Here is a 20348-nt window from a genome sequence, read left to right as displayed (position 1 = left end):
TTTCTTTATTATTTAGTTTTAATTATATTTTTAAATTCTGTGAACACCATCTGTGCTACCACTTTTGCTCCGTCCGGCTGAAAGTGTGTGTTGTCTTTCTGACCTTTAGGATAGGCTTCATAAACTTCTTCTGGAAGGTTCATAAAGTAATGACTGCTCACATAATCCTGACCTTTTTTGGTGAAAAAATCCATAGAAAGTTTATTTAAATCGATATACGGAATCTTCATTTCTTTCGCAATATCAATGGGAGCCTGCCAATATTCACCATGAACGTTTTCTAATTTTCCATCATTCCAAGGGTAATTTCTCGCAACCGGAGTTACAATAATTGGCTTACCTCCTTTTTGGATAGTTTGAGTGACAAATAATCTTAAAAATTCTTTGTAGCCTTCGATATTTACATACCGTTCTGTATGTTTTTCTGAGCCGTCATTGTGACCAAATTGCATAATAACATAATCGTTGGGTTTCAGATGCTCATAAACATATCGCCATCTTCCTTCCTGAAAAAATGTTCTCGTACTTCTTCCTCCATGTGCTCTGTCAATGATTTTTACCGAATCTTTTAATGCTGAAAAACCTTTCAAACTGTCTTTTACAAAAAACGGCTGAAAAACCTGTCCCCATCCTGTAATCGGATAACGGACTTTCATATAATCTTTTCCGGGCTCGTAATCTCCTGTGTAATCTGCCATTGTAGAATCGCCGATGAGGTAAATATGAGTAACCTTTTTATTACTTTTATTTTTGGCTACAACATTTTGCGACTGACATGAAGTAAGAAGAAATGCCACAGCTAAAAATGAAATGATATGATTAAATGTTTTGTTCATTTTAAAGTTTTTATCTCATCACAGATGAAACAGATTGTGCATGTTTTTTTTAAAATTATCTGCGAAATCAGTGAGAGTGAAAATTAATTTTTTGTAATTCTAAAATATTCAAAATCAGCGTAGCCACCACGGTTTGCTTTCTGTGTGCTTACGGAATATAATCCTACTTTAGCACCAATCCATTTTCCTGGTTTTGCCTGAAATGGTTCTCCTGCTTTGATAAAGTTTTTACCATTTTCGCTGTAACTGAATGTACAAATTCCATTAGGCTCATTGACATTAACTTTTAAGTAAGCTTCGTTTCCTTTTAATTTGGTTTCAAATAAAATCTTTTCTTCACCACCTTTTTCAACCTTTTCAGCTTTTCTTAATTGAACATAATAACCGTCAGTTTTATTAGTGATGACAATCGAAGCATGATCCATTCCCATTACTAAAAGTCCGGCGGTTTTTCCTTCTTTGGCATCTTCTGGAGTTAATTTAACTTTTGTTGAAGCAACAAAGTTGGGAGCGGGAAATTTTTGAGTCAAAAGATTCGGAACATTCCAAAGGTTTTTATCATTTTCACCCATTTTCATGGAGAATAATCTCAGAAATTTTTGCCCCGGAAGTTTAGATGACCAAACGATATTTTCGTTAGCGCTCCATTGCCATTGTAAACCTAATTTTTCACCATCAAATTCATCAGTTTCAGGTGGAGTAACAACGGGATAAGTTTTTCCAACGTTTGGTTTTTTATAAGTAAGAACCGGTTCGCCAATTCCGTTTTTATCATTGTCAATTCCCATTACAGGCCAATCTTTTTCCCATTTCATCGGCTGAAGATGTACAATTCTTCCACCTGCATCCACATCCTGAAAATGGTAAAACCAATCTTCACCTGAAGGAGTATCAACCCAAGCTCCTTGATGAGGTCCGTTTATTTTTGTTTTTCCCTGTTCGAGAACTATTTTTTCCTCGTAAGGACCGTAAATATTTTTAGATCTTAAAACCAATTGCCATCCTGTAACAACACCGCCTGCCGGAGCAAAAATGTAGTAATATCCATTTCTTTTGTACATTTTTGGACCTTCCACTGTCGGATGAGCATCATGTCCGTCAAAAATATGAATACCTTTATCTAAAACTTTTGTTCCTTCAGGATTCATTTTATTGATGGAAAGTAAACTCTTTACTTCTGCACGACTTCCTGCCCAACCGTGAACTAAGTAAGCGTTTCCGTCTTCATCCCAGAACGGGCAAGAATCAATCAATCCTTTTCCTTCCATTACCAAAACGGGCTCTTCCCATTTTCCGAGAGGATCTTTGGTTTTTACCATGTAAATTCCAAAATCGGGATCTCCCCAATAAATATAAAATTCATCTTTATGAAAACGAATTGCAGGAGCCCAAACTCCGTCGCCTCTTTTTGGGGTGCTAAAATTTTTTGCAGGCAAAACATCCTGAATAGCATAGTTGACCAGTTTCCAGTTGACCATATCTTTTGAATGAAGAATAGGCAATCCCGGAGCCTCATTAAAGCTAGAAGCGGTCATGTAATAATCATCTCCCACACGGGTAACATCCGGATCTGAATAATCTGCATACAGAATTGGGTTTTTAAAATTTTTCCCTTGATCTGCAGACCATACTTCTGAAACGTAAGGTTTTCCCTGTGCATTCAGATAAGTTGATGCAATAGAAAAGGCGGTTATTGAAAGTATATTTAAAATATTTTTTGTCTTCATAAAATCCAAATTCATTGATAAAATATAGTTATCCACAATTGGTTATTTCAATGTTAGTAACTTTTTTTGAAAAATTTTATTTTGTTACGTTTTTTCGAAATGACAATGTAATAATTATTTATTTTTCAAATTCTAAACTTGCCAAGATAAATGGTCCAGTTCCTTTTCCATCGTTTGAACGAATTTCTTCGTTGATGTAATATTCGTAAGAACCGTCTCTATAAGGTTTTCCTCCTAATCCGGCAACAGCACAACATTTATTTAAATTAACAATTCCGTTTTCGTCTACTGTAATCAGATTTTTAATGATTCCGTCGTAGCCTTTTTTAGCAGCAGCTTTGTAAGATTTAGGTAAATACCCTTTGTTTACAGATTTAATCATGGTGTAAACAAACATCGCTGAAGCCGTTGCTTCTTCATAATTACCATTCGCCAATGGCTTATCTAGAACCTGATACCAAAGACCCGATTTTTTATCCTGATATTTAATAACCGCATCAGAATAAGACTTGATGTAAGAAATCAATTTTGCTCTTCCCGGATGGTTTTCCGGTAAATAATCTAGAACATCTACCATTGCCATTCCGTACCAACCCATCGCTCTTCCCCAGAAATTAGGTGAAAGTCCGGTTTCTTTATTTGCCCAAGCTTGCTCTTTACTTTCGTCCCAAGCATGATATAGTAAACCTGTTTTTTTGTCTAAAAGATTGTTTTGTACAGACTCAAATTGCAAAATAATATCATCATATGCTTTATCTGCTTCGGCACCCTTCACAAAATCTTTCGTATAATGAGTATAGAAAGGCATTCCCATGTACAAACCATCTAACCAAACCTGATAAGGATAGATTTTTTTATGCCAGAAAGAACCTTCTTTTGTTCTCGGTTGACCATCAATTTGTAAACGAAGGGTTTGCAGCGCTTTCAGATATTTTTCTTTTTTCTCTTTTTCGTACAGATAAAGAAGAATATTTCCGCTGTTGAGCATGTCGATATTGTACCTTTCAAGGTCGTAAGTAAGAATTGTACCGTCTTCTTTAATCAGTTTCTCTCCGAAATCACTGATGTAATCGTAATATTGTTTTTTGCCTGTTTTAATATAAAGCTGCTCGGCTCCATCTAAAACAATCGCTGAAGGATATGTCCATTTTGGGCTTTTGCTGAAATCGAGCATCCAGGCTTCCGGAAATCTCTGCATTTCGGAAAGCATCATTCTTTCTGACCATTTTAAATTGGTAGGCACTACTTTTCCTGATTGTGAAGCTTCTTTTGCTGGTTTTGAAGCCACTGTATTTTTTGTTTGTGCACAAGCTAAGAACATTCCTGAACCTAAAACTGCCACTGCATATATTTTTAATTTTTGATTAATAAAACTCATTGTCATTCAATTTTAAAGTTGATTGTTATTATCTAAAATTTCTAATTTTTTATCTAAATCTTTATAGAATTCTTCTTCAGTCTTCAAACCATTGGGTTCTTGTGACCACGCTCCCATAAAGTAATACGAAACATTTTTTGTTTTTTTGAAAACTATAACATGGGTAGATTTTGTTTGTACGTATTTATCAAAACTTTCGATAGGGTAGAAGACCACCATTCCAAGATTATCTTCTTTTTTGGCTAAAGTCTGTGTTCCGTAAGTTGAGATGTAACCCCATTTTTTATTTTTGCTGATTCCCTGTTTCATTGGAATATCTTTGAAAGCGACAATTCCGGTGCATAAACCTGAGAGAGTCTGGTCTAAGTTTAAATCTACTTTTACAAAACGGTCTTTGTTGAAAATAGTTAATTTAGATTGAAGATTTACCGCTTTTCCCCATGTTTTCCAACCTTTGTAATCGATGGTTGCGAAAGATTTATCGTTTTCATTAAAAACTTTTGCGGTGGTGTTTTTTACGGTTTTAAAAGTTTCCACAAAATCATTCTGCTCATCATATCTTCCGTAAGAACCGATTCCGATGGTACGACCTGATTTCAAAATATCCTGTCCCCAAGTAGAGTCGTGATGATAAGATTCAAAACCGTCCTGACCAACTTCCGGCAAAACCAAAGTATTGACTTTTTTTCCGAATATGTCTGTTGCATTTCTCCAGTCTAAATACAATCTGTAACCGATTTGGTTGTTTTCTAAACCGATTCCTTCGTATCTGATGTAGTAAGAGTGGTCGGTATGTTCTGCAGGAAGTGTTAATTCATTTACGTTTTTAAAACTTCCGCCAATGTATTCGTTGCCTTGCCATTTTCCGCCTTCTTTTACAGATAGTTCAGCATAGGAAAACGGTGTTTGGGGATTTTTGCGTATTTTTTCGATCACATTTTGCTGTGCGAAAGATAAACCGGCTGCGAAAACTGCTCCAGTTAATATTATTTTGAATACGTTTAATTTTAATTTTTCTGACATATTATTTTTGTTTAGATAACCAATCGATGAGAAAGTTCAGGACTTTTTATTGCCTTTCGGTTATTTTTTTAACAAGGTCATTCATGTAGACCTCAATATTATCATAATTTTTATCTAAATCTCTTCCATTAGCGTTGGCTTTTTTTGGATTGAGATTTTGCTTTATTTCCCATGCATCGGGCATTCCGTCGTTGTCCGAATCGAGAAAAATTTTCCCCTGTTTTAAATCTGGAAATCCTCCAACATCATTTTGCGAATCAATGATTCCGTTTTTGCTTCCACGCGAACCATTGTAAGTAAAGGTTCCGTTTTTTACATCTTTTAAGACATGTAAATCTACCGCATCTCTTACCAAACTTGCGCCTCCGATTTTCAAAATCTTCTCATAAGCTTCTTTCGGGGAATCGGTTTTTACATTATTCTGAATATTGTGTGGCTGATTGATTTTGATGGTATTTTTATCAGCTTCTGTAAGATTGTAAGAGTTTTTCATCTGATTAAAAACTCCATTGTTCCAGTTATCTGCCGTTACTTCAGGATTACCTTCAGAAACATTTCCGTTGATGTAATATTTCCCCCAAATATTATAAACTTCAGTTTCTGGTTTTTCATTTTTATCAATCGCAACGATTCTTTTCTTGGTTAAAGTTGCCGGTCCTGGTTTGTAGTAATTATTGATGATATTTACATTCATACCTTCACCACCGTAAACGTTGTTGTGCCCCCAGTTGTAAATTACATTATTTCTAAAATCGGTTAAATCCGTCAATGCAAATTTACTTCCTGCATATTCTCCTAATCGTGGATTTCTGCTATCATGATGAGCATATATATTATGATGAAAAGAAGCGAATTTTCCGCCAGCAATTCCTCCGTATCCATGAGCACCTTTTTGATGGGCAGAATTTCTTAAACTTTCTGCAATCACACACCATTGTAGCGTGGTATTTTCATTCACATAGATAGAAACTGTTTCGTCTGTAGACCAACTCATCGAGCAATGGTCAACAATTAACCCTTTCATAAATCTTGCGCCTAAAGCATCCCCTTCATGCTTTTTCTGGTCTCCCATTCTGAAACGTAAGAAACGAATGATTACATTATCTGCCGCTACAAAAGTTTCGTAGTTGGCAATGGTGATTCCGTCGCCTGGAGCGGTTTGTCCGGCAATGGTAACGTTGCCTTCTTTTATTCTTAAAGGAGATTCCAGATAAATGGTTCCTGCAATTTTAAAGACAATATATTTAGCTCCTTTTTGTTCTAAAGCGTGTCTCAACGTTCCTTCTGAACCGTCATCGGTTAATTTAGTTACGAATAAAACTTTTCCGCCTCTACCACCTGTTGTATATCTTCCGAAACCTTCAGCACCGGAAAAGCTTACTATTTTTTCCTGAGCTGAAACCGAGAAAGAAAGCATTGCGAAAATGCTTGTGGTAAAGATTTTATGTTTTAGATTGAGTTTCATTTAAAATAATTAAAACTTTAGATTCTATTTAAAAATTTTTGTAAAGTTCCAATTGTCTTTTCCTTTCAGAACATTTTTAGCAGTATATTTTTTAGCCTGATCTTTTGTAAGCTGATGAGACCAAGAAACTCTTTTCGAAATATCAGAACCAGCTCCTTTAGAATTATATTCTCCGTAAAAAGTGGTTTTTTCAGCATCGGGTTTAGACCAGTTGTGCCATCCTTCTTTTTTTATTGTGGAATCGATTGCACAATTGATGTAAACGGTTTGTGCAAATGGTCTCCATGGACGACCCAAATATACAGAATTTGCGTTTGCATTCCCTGTTAAATTACAGTTAATAAACACAAAACCAAACAGATTTCCTTGTGGGGTAGATGCCGCAGTTACATACGAAGCATTTTTTTTGGAATAGATGGTGCAATTTTCAAAAACGGCAGTTCCCGCTCCGAAAATATAATCGGTTGTACCTTCTATGTAGCAGTTTTTAAAATAATTTCTAGAAACTTTAGATTGGTCTTCCAAATCCTGAGCTCCCTTTAAATATAAGGTATCTTGGAAGCCTAAAAACCGACAGTTTTCAAATGCTATTTTATCACCTGTTGTTAATACAGCAACTGCTTGCCCGACAGGTCCTGCATCATTTTGAAAGGTTATATTTTTAGCAGAAAAATAATCAGAAAAAATAAATAGGGTAGATGAACCTGTCGTTCCGATATTTTTGCCTTCAGCGTTTGGTTTTGATGCAAAGTCACCATAAACCAAAATAGTGTTTTCTGCATTTTCACCTATTAAACTAATCGAACTTTTTGTAGCTGGAACAATAATTTTTTCTCTGTAAGTACCTGGCTTAATAATGATTTTTGTTTTTGACGTTTTTCCTTCATCAACAGCGTCAATGGCTTGTTGAATAGTCGTAAAATTTCCTTTTCCGTCTTTCGAAACGATGATGGTTTTCTCATCATTAGCTTTGAAAGAAAGAAGACTGATGAAGACTATTGAAAAAATAAACAAAAACGTACTCTTTTTTAAACCTGAAACCTGCATAAGTAGTTGATAGTTTTTTGTTGTCAGTTGATGGCCTGAAATTCAACTTTTTAAAATCTTATCTCAATTTTTCTTTGAAGAAAAGTACAGACCTTCTCCCCGAAAGGAGGAAGTCTGTACTTAAAATTAATTAATATGAATGTATATTTTTACTAATACCCATAATCTTGGGTAAGATTGTAATTAGAGTTGATAACATCTGAAGCTAATGGTAATAATTCTTTCCTGTTAGGCTGGAAATAATACGCATAACTCTTGATAGGGTCTCCACTGATATATGGCTGAGTCATTGCTAATCTCCAATTTACTTTTGTGTAGCCAGAAGGGGTTGCAACAGATTGATTAGGACTGTAGAAAATATCAGCTTTTGCTATTCCGGTAGTTGTATAGAAATCGATATCTAATACATTTTGCTGAGCTGTTTTTGTTGGTACATAGGTTGGCTTTTTGTAGAAAATATATTCAGGAACGTTTGCATAAGCTCCTGTACCGTTCATAAATTGGGTAAGCTTAGCTCTTGTTTCATTAATTTTAGTTTCCAATAAATTCCAACGAATCAAATCGTATTTTCTTAATCCTTCACCCCCAAACTCAAGTTGTCTTTCTTTTACGATATAATCAAAGAACGCTGCTTTCCCAGTCGGAATAGTTCCTACCTGACCTAAATTACCAGCATAAGCTCTTTGTCTAACTGCCATAACTGCATTCACAGCATCCGCAGATGGACCACCGTGCAATTCGTTATCAGCTTCTGCAAACATTAGTAGGATATCTGAATATCTAAGCATTGGCCAATCAATTCCTAAGTTTTGGGAAGTACCAGTAATTGAAGTCCAAGATTTTCTGAATTTGCCATCATTCCAGTTGATAGATGTCTGAAGTTCTTCTTGTTTTGTAGTACTTACTCTATAGATAGCGATGTTGACATCTCTTCTTAAATCATATTTTGTAAATTCATAAAAATAAACAGGGATTGCACTGATTCCTCCTGAAGATTTCCAATCGGTATCATCATGTCTTAAACCATTATAGTAACCAATTTTACTGTCGGTTCTTGAGTTTCCACCGAATGCTCCGACTGCATAGATGACTTCATTCGTAGCATCTTGGCTGTTGGTATGTAATGATCTGAATAATCCTTCGTAACTTGAATTAAGCTGATGTTGGCCAGAATTCATAATATCTTTACACTCATCATACGCAATCTGATAATATTTCTGAGGATTAGAACCCTGCATCATTTGTTGAGGATTTCTTCTTAAAGAATATCCCGCTCTCGTTAATGCGATTCTGGCTCTTAATCCTTTTACGGCACCTTTAGAAATTCTTTGTGCTGTAGTGCCACCTTCAGATCTCCAAGGTACAAGAGCTTCAGCTTTAAGCAAATCATCAAGAATCTTATCATAAATAACATCTCTATCAGTTTTTGCAAGATACAAATCTGGAAGATCAGCAGAAGGTACATCTTGAAAAGGTACATCGCCCCAGTTTTTAATAAGATCGTGATAAAAGCTAGCTCTAAGGGTTAAAGCTTCACCCAGATATCTATCCATTAATTTTTTATCAGCCGCAGAACCTGTTTTGTAAACGGGTGATATAGGAATGTTTTTAATAACAAGATTAGCTCTTTCAATTCCTGCGTAGGTATCTGTGAAAGGTTTTAAAAGCTCAGGGTTTGTAGGAATTGCACCAAAACAGCTAACTCCTCTTCTGTCATTGGCATTGTAGTCACCAGAAGTTCTTAGATCGTCTCCCGATTGGGTAAGAATTAGATTCATTCTCTGACCATAGGTATTATCACCCATCGTAGAGTTGTAAACCCCTACCAATGCAGAAAAGGTATCGGGAGCAGAATCAAATTGTTGTGCTTCAGCTGTATTAGATAAGCTTTCTACATCCAGGTAATCATCACAAGAGTTTAAAGATATTAGTCCTGCAACTGCAAATAGTATTGTTAAAAATTTATTCTTCTTCATAATATTTAGGTTTAAAAAGTGATGTCAACTCCTGATAAGATAAATCTGCTTCTAGGGTAAGCGGCATAATCTACACCAGGTGTTAAAGGATTTCTTCTGGTATTAGCTTCTGGATCATATCCTGAATAACCAGTAATAGTAAAGACGTTATTCATCGTAAAATACAATCTGAAATTAGAAAGTCCCAATTGTTTAATAAAATCTTTCCCTAGAGAATATCCTAGAGTTACATTATTTAGTCTTAAGAAAGATCCGTCTTCAATACCATAAGAATGTAAAAAGTACGCTCCTGCAGGGGGAGTCCATCCTGTTGTATTAGCATTTAATGCAGCTAAAGCTGTTGGGTCATTTACTTTTTCTCCGGCATCGTTAAACCATCTAAATCTATTGGCTACATCAGCAGACATATTGTTGTCTTTGTATAAGTATTGAGTGGTGTATTCTAATTTGTTAGCATTATAAACTTTATTCCCCACAGAGAAATTGAACATTAAGCTCATATCCCAGTTTTTGTAACGGAAAGTCTGGTTAAATCCACCATAGAATTTTGGTTGAGCATTTCCTAAGTCGGTCATATCTTTATTATCAATAATACCGTCCCCGTTTAAATCTTGAAGTTTAAGGTCTCCAGGTTGTATTGGTTTTGCTCCATTGGCAGCAGCAGCAGAGCTAGGAATACCTGCTTTTAAAGTATAGACTTGTGTCGTTGCATTATAATCGAAATCACTCACTTCATATCTTCCTGCTGTTTGATATCCCCAAAAAGTACCTACAGGCTTACCAACCTGTACTAAGAAGTCATTTAAATTATTTTGCCAGCCAGAAGGGGTTAAATAAGAATTAGCACTTACAGATGCACTATTTCCTAAACTTTTGATTATATTTTTATTTGAAGATATATTAGCATCAATTTTCCAAGTGAAATTTTCTTTGTTGATGATGGTGCTTCCTATGGAGAATTCAATACCTTTATTAGTGGTACTTCCTGAATTCTGAAATTGAAAGTCGTATCCTAAGTTTTGAGGAATTCTTGCTAAAAGCAATAAGTCTTTGGTATCAGTTTGATAAACATCCAATGTACCGTAAACTTTTCCTTTAAATAAACCAAAGTCTAAACCTAAGTTTTTAGAAGCCGATTTTTCCCAAGTAACATTTTTATTAGCCATAATATTTCCTGTGGTAGCTCCCGGTGTTACATTGTTTCCAAATGCATATCCATAATCTGAAGATGTAATAAAGAAAGTGTCATATAAGAAACCTCCGATTCTGTTATTTCCGGATAAACCGTAACCCGCACGAAGTTTTAACTCGCTGATGGTTTGGCTTTCTTTTAAGAAATTTTCTTCAGTAATTTTCCATGCAACAGATCCTGCCGGGAAATACCCCCATTTATTTCCATTTCCAAATATACTTGATCCATCCGCTCTCATGGAAGCTGTAAAAATATATTTATTATTGAAAATATAATTAGCTCTTCCAAAAAATGATACTAACCTGTCAGGACTTGATGGTAGCATCGGTGTTTTTGGAGCATCTTGTACCATACCTGCAGGAGGAGAAGCTAACTGAATATTGTGAAATGCTTCTTGTGCACCTGTTGATTTAGGAAACCATTTAATATTCATTTGTAAAGATTCTCCATCTGTACGTACAGTTTCTTGCCCAGCTAATAAGTCTAGTTTATGGTTGCCAAATGTTTTTCTAAAGTTTAAAGTATTAGAGTTGGTAATTCTCCTAGATTGAGTTTTACTTAAAAATACAACTGGTTGATCATTGTTTTGTCTTGCCAATGAAGTTACAGTACCAGAAAATTGGTTAACAAACTCATCTCTCTGTAAATAGCCTATTACACTTCTGAAAGTAAAATATTTGTTAATTTTATAGTCGATAGTTCCATTTAATAAGAGGTCATTTCTTCCACTTTCTTTAATCTCATTATTAGCTAATAAAATAGGATTTACCAAGTTGGTTTGATCTGCAAATAGAGGGTCAAATTCATCAACGTTTACTGTAGAAAGACCTTCAAATGGCTGATATCTTACCGCATTTCTTAATCTGTTGGTACTTTGTGATCCTGTAGAAGATGTTCCTGCACCATAAATAGTTTGTCTGCTGTATCTGGCATTTAAAGTCATGCTTAATTTCTTCGAAATATCGTAATCATATTTGAAGTTGGCCATGTTTCTTTTAAACCCAGACCCAATCATAATTCCATCTTCCTGAACGTTATTTAGAGATAACGAGAAAGCCGAATTGTCAGATCCTCCGGTTACAGAAAGGTTATGGGTGAAGTTAAATGCTTCTCTTCCAAAAACTTCATCTTGCCAGTCTCTTTTTTCTACGTCTTTGTATTTGCTTAATTGATCGTAGGTACCATATCTGTTTTCAAATATTGTCTTGTCGCTCTCAAGACCAGCTTTATTATACAGCTCATATTGATACAAAACATATTCATAAGGATCTAATACGTCAATTGTATTTTGAATTTTTCTTACCCCTAAAAATCCATTATAGTTAATTGATGTTTTTAATTTTTTACGACCTCCTTTTGTGGTGATCAAAACAACACCATTTGCTCCTCTGGCTCCATAAATATTGGTAGAAGAGGCATCTTTTAAAACTTCAATAGATTCAATTTCTTTTGGAGATAAAATAGATAGTGCATTATCCATTTGTATTCCATCTACAATGTATAGCGGGGCATTACTTCCTGTAATAGAATTACCTCCTCTAATTACAATGTCTACATCGGCTCCGGGTGAGCCTTCACTTAATGAAACCTGTACTCCGGCCATTCTACCCTGAATTGCTTCAGCAGCATTGGTTGATGGCATATCTTTGATTGCTTCAGCCTTTACAGAAGATACGGAGTTAGTAACATCTTTTTTAGAAACTTTAGTATATCCTACTAAGACAACTTCGTCAATCTTGGTTTCTTTTTCCTGAGCCATACCAAGTATGGGAAGAAGGAAAACAGTTACATATAACCACTTTATTGATTGTACCTTTTTATCCATTTATTGTATCCTTATATAGTTTAATGTGTGGTGAGAGAAGTCAAACAACTTCTCTGTTTTTTTTGTGGATTTATAAGTATTCTGTTCGTAGGAATATTTTAATGATATACGCTTTTCAGAGTGCAATCGATTGCGTAATTATTTTTAATAAAATATCTTGGCTCCTAAACTAATATTATTTTTCATTACGCAAAGAAAAAAATATTATTTTTTTATTAATTTGACTGTTTAATTTGTTAAGAATTGTAAAATATCAAATATTGAATATGTTTTAAATTGTTATTAATCAGTGTGTTGTGTGTTTTTGTGTAATTTGTTTTTAATGATAAAAAATGTAAAAATAACTTGATGTTTAATGATGAGAACATGATGAAATTAGCCTAAATCATCGCCTTTTAACCTTATTAAAACTCCCAAAAAGTATATCTGAAAACTAGTTTTACTCATTCAGTCTGATTTTTATCATCTTTTTCATTCGATAAAACTTATGTATTTTATAAATGACAACATTTTGTTTAAATTAACATCTAATCTTTATTTATTTAATCTTATTATTATATATATAATATTATGTGGTGTCTATGCTAAATATTTGGCATGATTTTTATTTTTTACAGATGTTACATTGAATTTCTGTAAAAAAATCTGACCTTTTTACTTCTTAATTTACAGTTTTTAATCAAAGATTTTAAATTTATTCAATTGATTTTCAGTTTTATATAAATTAAAATTAAATTTTTGTTAACCGAATACATATAATCTATATATTTATCAACAAGTATTTCTGTGGAATTTCAGTGTAATTCAATGCAATCGATTACGCAATGTTTAACAGGTTTTTTAAAACCGTAATTTAAGTTTAAAATCTAGAGTATGACAAAATCAGAATTTCGTTACGCCCATCACCCTGAAGATGTAAAAAAATATACAACTGAAGACCTGAGAAGGGAGTTTTTGATGAATGATTTATTTAATGAAGATCAGATCAATGTAGTATATTCTATGTATGATAGAATGATTGTAGGTGGAGTAATGCCCATGAAAAGCGCACTAAAGCTTGAACCTACAGACGATTTGAAAGCTGAAAACTTTCTTGATAGAAGAGAATTAGGAATCATCAATGTAGGCGCTGCCGGAAAGGTAACCGTTGACGGCGAAGTTTTCGAGCTTGGAAATAAAGAAGCTTTATATATCGGAAAAGGAGCTAAAGATGTTGTTTTTGAAAACGGAAATGAAGGTCAAACTTTATTTTATTTCAATTCTGCACCGGCTCATTATTCTTATCCTACGAAGAAAATTACTAAAAATGAGGCTGAAATTGTAGAATTGGGTGAAACAAAATATGCAAACAGACGTACAATTAATAAACTGATTGTAAACAGCGTATTAGAAACTTGCCAACTACAAATGGGGATGACAGAGTTGCATGAAGGAAGTGTTTGGAACACCATGCCATCTCACACGCATACCCGTAGAATGGAAGCTTATTTTTATTTTGATTTGGAGGAAGGCCAGGCGGTAAGTCACTTTTTAGGACAGCCAAATGAAACCCGTCATATTTTTATGAAAAACAACGAAGCAGTATTGTCTCCGGAATGGTCTATTCACTCAGGCGTTGGAACTTCCAACTACACATTTATCTGGGGAATGGCAGGAGAAAATATGGATTATGGCGATATGGACGCTGTTAAAACTAACGAACTAAAGTAATTTTTTCTACATGAATTTATTCGATTTATCCGGAAAAGTTGCCGTTGTAACAGGCGGAACTCACGGGTTAGGTATGGCAATGGCTGAAGGTCTTGCCTCTGCAGGTGCTGAATTGGCAATCACAAGTACAACACCGGCAAAATTAGAGGAAGCTTTAAACTATTATCGTTCTAAAGGATATAGTGCAACCGGTTACCTTTTTGATGTGACTGACGAATTGGAAGCAGCTCAGAAAGTAGCTCTAATGGAAGCAACCCATGGGAAAATAGACATCTTGGTCAACAATGCAGGAATCATTAAACGTATTCCGGCTTTGGAGATGGAGATAGAAGACTTTAGAAAAGTAATCGATGTAGATCTTACCGGTCCTTTCATCATGTCCAAATTAATTGGAAAACACATGATTAAAAGAAAATCTGGTAAAATCATCAATATTTGCTCAATGATGAGTGAGCTGGGTCGTGATAATGTAGTGGCGTATGCTTCTGCAAAAGGCGGTTTGAAAATGCTTACCAAAAATTTAGCAACAGAATGGGCAAAATATAATATTCAGGTAAACGGTATCGGTCCCGGATATTTTGCGACAACCCAAACAGAACCAATCAGAGTAGACGGTCATCCGTTTAACGATTTTATCATCAGCAGAACTCCGGAAGGAAGATGGGGAAATCCAGAAGATCTTGCAGGAACAGCTATTTTCTTGGCTTCAGACGCAAGTAAGTTCATCAACGGACACATCATTTACGTTGATGGTGGTATTTTGGCAACCATCGGAAAACCTTCTAACGAGTAACATTAGAATTTTACAAATGAAATCTTTTATAACAGATAATTTTTTATTACAAAATAAATACGCGGAAGAATTATACTTCAAATACGCAGAAAAGCAACCTATTATCGATTATCATAATCATTTGATTCCTAAGGATATTGCAGAAAACACTGTTTTTGAAAATATTTCAAAGGTTTGGATTGCTGGTGACCATTACAAATGGAGAGCAATGCGTACGATGGGAGTGAACGAAAAATTCATCACCGGTGATGCTTCAGATAAAGAAAAATTTGAAGCTTGGGCTAAAACGGTTCCGTATACTTTGAGAAATCCTTTGTATCACTGGACGCATTTAGAATTAAAAAGATATTTCGGAATTGATGAATTGTTGAACGAAAAAAACGCTTCGGATATTTACGATAATATCACAGCGCAACTTCAGACTCCTGAAAAGTCAACAAGAGGTTTGCTGAAAATGATGAACGTAGAATCTCTGTGTACTACAGAAGATCCTATTGATATTTTAAATTATCATCAGGACTTAGCGAAAAGTGATTTTGACATTAAAGTAAGCACAGCTTTCCGTCCGGATAAAGCGATTCTTATTGAAAATCACAACTTCGCAGATTACATTTCTAAATTAGGCGAATCTGCAGGAATTGAAATCAATTCTTACCAGACTTTATGTGATGCTCTATTAAAAAGAGTAGAATATTTCCACGAAAACGGATGCAGATTGTGCGACCACGGATTGAATAATATTTCTTTTGAGGAAGCTTCAGAAGCGGAAGTAAGTGCAATTTTCAATGATAAAATTTCAGGAAAAGTAATCGCTGAGAAGCAGGTAAATCAGTTCAAAACTGCAATTTTACTGTTTTTAGGAGAAACATACCATCAATTTGGTTGGGTTCAGCAGTTCCATTTGGGAGCTTTGAGAAACAACAACGAAAGAATGCACAGAATTTTAGGTCCGGATACGGGTTGGGATTCTATCGGTGACTTTGTACAGGCTGAAATGTTGTCTAAATTATTAAATACTTTAGACGGAAAAGATAAACTGACCAAAACAATTCTATATAACCTAAATCCTGCCGACAATGAGATTTTCGCAACCATGATTGGGAATTTCAACGACGGCAGTATCAAAGGGAAAGTACAGTTCGGATCAGGATGGTGGTTTTTAGACCAAAAAGATGGAATGATCAAGCAGATGAATGCTCTTTCAAACATGGGATTAATCAGCTGTTTTGTTGGAATGTTAACAGACTCAAGAAGTTTCCTATCTTTCCCAAGACACGAATATTTCAGAAGAGTTTTGTGTAACTTATTCGGTGAAGAAATGAAGAATGGCGAATTGCCGGATGACATGGATTTAATTGGAAAAACAATTTCTGATATCTGCTATCACAATGCTAAAAATTATTTCGATTTTTAAATTTAAATAAAAACTCTCGCAGATTTAGCTGATGGCACAGATTATTTAAATCTGCAAAATTTGCTGAATCTGCGAGAGATAAAAAATAATGAATATCCGCTTCAGATTTTAACAATAGTAATCAGCAGTCATTTTGTCATTCCGTAGGAAACTAAACTCTGCAATTTTCAATGTGTTGAGATTCTTTCAGAATGACAAACAAACCGTTGAAATATCACTTGTTAATAAGTTAGGATAATCGTTAAAGACTTACAATAATTAAGATCAATGTAAATAAGACTTATTTGATCTTCCTATTTTCAATATATTCAACTTCAAATCTTTTGTGGTTAAAAAAGATGTCAATTAAAAGTTATGGGTAAAATACTTACTTACGGTGAAATCATTATGCGACTTTCGCCGCCAGGAAACAAAACAATGAAGCAAAGCCACGAAATGGAGTTTTTCTTCGGCGGAACTGAGCTTAATGTAGCTTCTTCATTGGCAACAATGGGTTGCGACGTGAAGCATGTAAGTTGTGTTTCTGATGATTTTGTGGGTGAATCAGCGCTTTCTTTTGTGAAAAGTTTTGGCATTGATACTACTTTTATCAATAAAAATGAACATCCTTTAGGTTTATATTTCCTTGAAGTTGGGTCATCAGTTCGTGCAAGCAGAATTGCGTACAACAGACTGAACGGATCTTTTGCTAATATCAAATCAGAACAAATCGACTGGAAAAAAGCTTTGGAAGGCTGTGATTATTTCCACTGGACAGGAATCAGCCCAGGGATTTCTGAAACTGCTTACGAAAGTTTGAAAAAAGGTTTACAAACTGCCCGTGAAATGGGAATTGAGATTACAACCGATCCCGCTTATCGTTCAAACCTTTGGAAATATGGTAAAAATGGAAATGAAGTTTTAAAAGAATTGGTTTCTTTATCAACGATTTTTATCGGTGGTGTGAATGAAATTAATGAAATTCTTGGAACTCAGTTTTCATCAGATCAACAAGGTTTCTTAGAAGCTTGTGAAGAATTGAAAAAACAATGTCCTTCTATTCATAAAATTTTTGACAAGATTAGAATCGGCATTACGGCAAGTTCTCAGCAAACGCAGGGAAGAGCTTTAATCAACGGAAAATATGTTGAAACTAAATTTATAGAAATAGACAATGTAGTCGACAGAATCGGAACAGGTGATGCGTTTGCCGCAGGTTTAATTTATGGCTTAAAAAACTTCGACGACGAAAAAGCTTTAAATTTCGCCAACGCATCTTGCGCCATCAAACATACTATTTTAGGCGACATCAACTATTGCAGCGCAGAAGATATCCTCGAAGTAATGGCTGGAAATTCCGGAGGAAGAATCAAAAGGTAATTTTGCTTCTGGCTATTAGCTTTTGGCAATTGGCTTTTAAAATTTCCTTATTTCAAATAAAATATAACTAATAAGTTTTGGTCTTATACAAGCGAAGGGGCTTTGTGAACCTTAAAACAGTTAGTAATAAAAAAAACTTCGTGAACTCTGTGTTCAAAAAAACACAGCACACTAAAGGATAGATTTAATCCCATCAAAGATTATTTTAACAAAATAATTAAAACAAAATGACAAAAATTCAAACCGTTACCAACACCATCATCAATCAGGGGATTTTGCCTTTGTATTACAATGCTGATGAAAACGTAACTTTAGATATACTGAGAACACTTTACAAAGCAGGAATCCGTGCCGTAGAATATACGAGCCGTGGAGAAGCTGCGTTGAGCAATTTTACAAAAATGGTAGAAATCCGTAATGCGGAAATGCCGGAAATGCTTTTAGGAATCGGAACAATTAAAAATCTAAAACAAGCTGAAGAATATTTTCAGGTGGGTGCAGATTTCTTTATCAGTCCAGGTTTTGTGGCGGAAGTTGCAGAATTTTTAATTCCTAAAGATGTATTGTACAGTCCGGGGTGTATGACTCCGACAGAAATTATCACTGCTGAAGCGGCTGGAGTTACTTTCATTAAATTATTCCCAGGTAATGCTTTAGGAACAGGATTTATGAGTGCGATTAAAGATGTTTTCCCGAATCTTAAATTTATGCCGACGGGTGGAGTAGATACGACTAAAGAAAGTATTGAAAGCTGGTTTAAAGCCGGAGTTTCGGCGGTAGGAATGGGGAGTAAATTGGTAAGCAAAGAATTGATGGCTGCAAAAGATTACACCACGATTGAAAATGAAACGAAGAAAGTGCTGGATATTATTCAGACTTTAAAATAATTAAAGGTAAAACCATAATCATTGAATACTAAAAACCTTTTTGGTCTTTTTTAAGCAGAGCGGCTTTGTGAAACTTAAAAACTGTTAGTAATAAAAATCTTTGCGGACTTTGTGTTAAAAATTTCATCCTTCTCAAAAAGGATATTTAAAAAATAACTAATTATGAGCTCAGTTAATTCTGTTAAACCAACAACATACAGATGGACGATATGTCTGCTCTTGTTTTTGGCGACCACAATCAATTATTTAGATCGTCAGGTTTTATCATTAACCTGGAAAGACTTCATCGCTCCGGAATTTCACTGGAATAACAACGATTATGGAAATATCACAGCATTATTCTCCATATTCTATGCTATAGGAATGCTTTTCGCAGGGAAATTTGTGGATTGGATGGATACCAAAAAAGGATTCCTTTGGGCAATCGGAGTTTGGTCTATTGGTGCTGTTTTGCACGCATTCTGTGGAATTGCCACTTCAGGAATTCTTACCGGAAACTGGTTTGCAGGTTTTTATGGTTCTAAAGAATTAATTGGAACTGTTTCTAATACCGGGGCAATTATCAGCACAAGTGTAACATTATTTATTTTTGCACGTTTCGTATTGGCAATTGGTGAAGCTGGAAATTTTCCGGCAGCCATTAAAACGACGGCAGAATATTTCCCTAAAAAAGACAGAGCATTTTCTACAAGTATCTGGAATGCAGGTGCGACGGTTGGAGCTTTGGCAGCACCGCTAACTATTCCTTTCATCGCGAAAGCAATGGGTTGGGAATGGGCATTTATCATCATTGGTGCATTAGGATTTGTGTGGATGGGACTTTGGGTATTTGTTTACAAAAAACCTCATGAACATAAAAGAGTTAATGAACACGAACTCACGTATATCAATCAGGACCAGGACGACCTTCCGAATGAAAATCCTTCAGCTCCCGAAAAAGTATTTACATTTAAAGAATGCTTCAGCTACAGACAAACTTGGGCTTTTGCTTTCGGGAAATTCATGACAGATGGTGTTTGGTGGTTCTTTCTATTCTGGACTCCGGCATATTTAAGTTCGGTTTACAAAATGGATTCTACAGAAAGTGCATTACCATTATTTGTATTGTACATGATTACACTATTCTCCATTATCGGTGGATGGTTACCAAAATATTTTGTTGAAAAGAAAGGGATGAATGCTTATTCAGGAAGAATGAAGGCAATGTTAATCTTCGCATTTTTTCCGTTATTAGCTTTATTGGCACAACCTCTTGGTTCAGCAACGTATTGGATTCCTGTTTTAATTATTGGTATTGCAGGAGCAGCGCACCAGGCTTGGTCAGCAAACATTTTCTCAACAGTAGGCGATATGTTTCCTAAAAAAGCCATTGCAACCATCACCGGAATTGGTGGAATGGCAGGCGGAATCGGTTCATTTATCATCAATAAATCTTCTGGAGTTTTATTTGATCATGCTCACAAAGCCTGGTCAACGGTAGATGGAGTTCCGTTATTAGAAAAATATCCTCAATATGTAAATGAAAGATTACCGGATGATTTTTTCAAGCAATTAGAAAAATCAGGAGCAATCGTCGTAGATGGAATTGATAAAGGATACATGATTATTTTCTCAGCCTGTGCTGTAGCGTATCTTATCGCTTGGAGCGTAATGAAATTATTAGTTCCAAAATATAAAGTAATCAGTAAATAATAATTAAAATTTTAACCATTAAGG

The 20348-nt window shown here is 35.0% G+C and carries 14 protein-coding genes; 6 read left to right on the top strand and 8 right to left on the bottom strand.

Annotated elements, in window-relative coordinates:
• Positions 1 to 8 precede the first annotated feature (8 nt).
• From LO744_RS17645 to LO744_RS17610, 8 genes are all read right to left on the bottom strand, one after another.
• Entirely contained in the window at positions 9 to 836 is an 828-nt protein-coding gene (locus tag LO744_RS17645) for a rhamnogalacturonan acetylesterase (protein ID WP_230671736.1), read from the bottom strand.
• 83 nt (positions 837 to 919) lie between these two features.
• Entirely contained in the window at positions 920 to 2563 is a 1644-nt protein-coding gene (locus LO744_RS17640) for a glycoside hydrolase family 43 protein (RefSeq protein ID WP_230671734.1), read from the bottom strand.
• Between the two features lie 118 nt (positions 2564 to 2681).
• Positions 2682 to 3941 carry a glycoside hydrolase family 88/105 protein gene (locus LO744_RS17635; RefSeq protein WP_230671731.1) on the bottom strand — a complete coding sequence of 420 codons (1260 nt, stop codon included), beginning with the start codon at positions 3939 to 3941 and terminating at the stop codon, positions 2682 to 2684.
• A 12-nt stretch (positions 3942 to 3953) separates the two neighbouring features.
• Positions 3954 to 4964, bottom strand: coding sequence for a DUF4861 family protein (locus LO744_RS17630; protein WP_230671722.1), 1011 nt, complete (start codon positions 4962 to 4964; stop codon positions 3954 to 3956).
• A 46-nt stretch (positions 4965 to 5010) separates the two neighbouring features.
• On the bottom strand, positions 5011 to 6429 hold the full coding sequence (locus LO744_RS17625; RefSeq protein ID WP_230671720.1) for a pectate lyase family protein: 1419 nt from the start codon (positions 6427 to 6429) through the stop codon (positions 5011 to 5013).
• Positions 6430 to 6453: 24 nt separating this feature from the next.
• Complete coding sequence (locus LO744_RS17620; protein ID WP_230671717.1) at positions 6454 to 7443, bottom strand: pectinesterase family protein; 990 nt, start codon at positions 7441 to 7443, stop codon at positions 6454 to 6456.
• Between the two features lie 185 nt (positions 7444 to 7628).
• Positions 7629 to 9452 carry a RagB/SusD family nutrient uptake outer membrane protein gene (locus LO744_RS17615; RefSeq protein WP_230671715.1) on the bottom strand — a complete coding sequence of 608 codons (1824 nt, stop codon included), beginning with the start codon at positions 9450 to 9452 and terminating at the stop codon, positions 7629 to 7631.
• A gap of 11 nt (positions 9453 to 9463) precedes the next feature.
• The gene (locus LO744_RS17610; RefSeq protein ID WP_230671713.1) at positions 9464 to 12469 is read right to left on the bottom strand and encodes a SusC/RagA family TonB-linked outer membrane protein; all 3006 of its coding nucleotides are present in this window, start codon (positions 12467 to 12469) and stop codon (positions 9464 to 9466) included.
• Between the two features lie 873 nt (positions 12470 to 13342).
• On the opposite strand from LO744_RS17610, the gene kduI reads away from it, so the two are divergent.
• The 6 genes from kduI to LO744_RS17580 all read left to right on the top strand — a co-directional run bounded on the left by kduI (position 13343) and on the right by LO744_RS17580 (position 20324).
• Positions 13343 to 14179 (top strand): 5-dehydro-4-deoxy-D-glucuronate isomerase, encoded by an 837-nt coding sequence (gene kduI, locus LO744_RS17605; protein ID WP_230671711.1) that lies wholly within the window; start codon positions 13343 to 13345, stop codon positions 14177 to 14179.
• Positions 14180 to 14189: 10 nt separating this feature from the next.
• Positions 14190 to 14972 carry a gluconate 5-dehydrogenase gene (locus LO744_RS17600; protein ID WP_230671709.1) on the top strand — a complete coding sequence of 261 codons (783 nt, stop codon included), beginning with the start codon at positions 14190 to 14192 and terminating at the stop codon, positions 14970 to 14972.
• A gap of 16 nt (positions 14973 to 14988) precedes the next feature.
• Positions 14989 to 16386, top strand: coding sequence for a glucuronate isomerase (uxaC, locus tag LO744_RS17595; RefSeq protein ID WP_230671707.1), 1398 nt, complete (start codon positions 14989 to 14991; stop codon positions 16384 to 16386).
• A gap of 354 nt (positions 16387 to 16740) precedes the next feature.
• Positions 16741 to 17745 (top strand): sugar kinase, encoded by a 1005-nt coding sequence (locus LO744_RS17590; RefSeq protein WP_230671705.1) that lies wholly within the window; start codon positions 16741 to 16743, stop codon positions 17743 to 17745.
• Between the two features lie 227 nt (positions 17746 to 17972).
• A complete protein-coding gene (locus tag LO744_RS17585) occupies positions 17973 to 18632 on the top strand; it encodes a beta/alpha barrel domain-containing protein (protein ID WP_230671704.1) in 660 nt (219 codons plus the stop codon).
• Positions 18633 to 18794: 162 nt separating this feature from the next.
• Positions 18795 to 20324 (top strand): MFS transporter, encoded by a 1530-nt coding sequence (locus tag LO744_RS17580; protein WP_230671701.1) that lies wholly within the window; start codon positions 18795 to 18797, stop codon positions 20322 to 20324.
• Positions 20325 to 20348 lie beyond the last annotated feature (24 nt).

The organism is Chryseobacterium turcicum (genome assembly GCF_021010565.1).
GTDB lineage: Bacteria > Bacteroidota > Bacteroidia > Flavobacteriales > Weeksellaceae > Chryseobacterium > Chryseobacterium turcicum.
The sequence above is the reverse complement of the archived record's forward strand: the minus strand, read 5'-3'. Positions and strand labels throughout refer to the sequence as shown.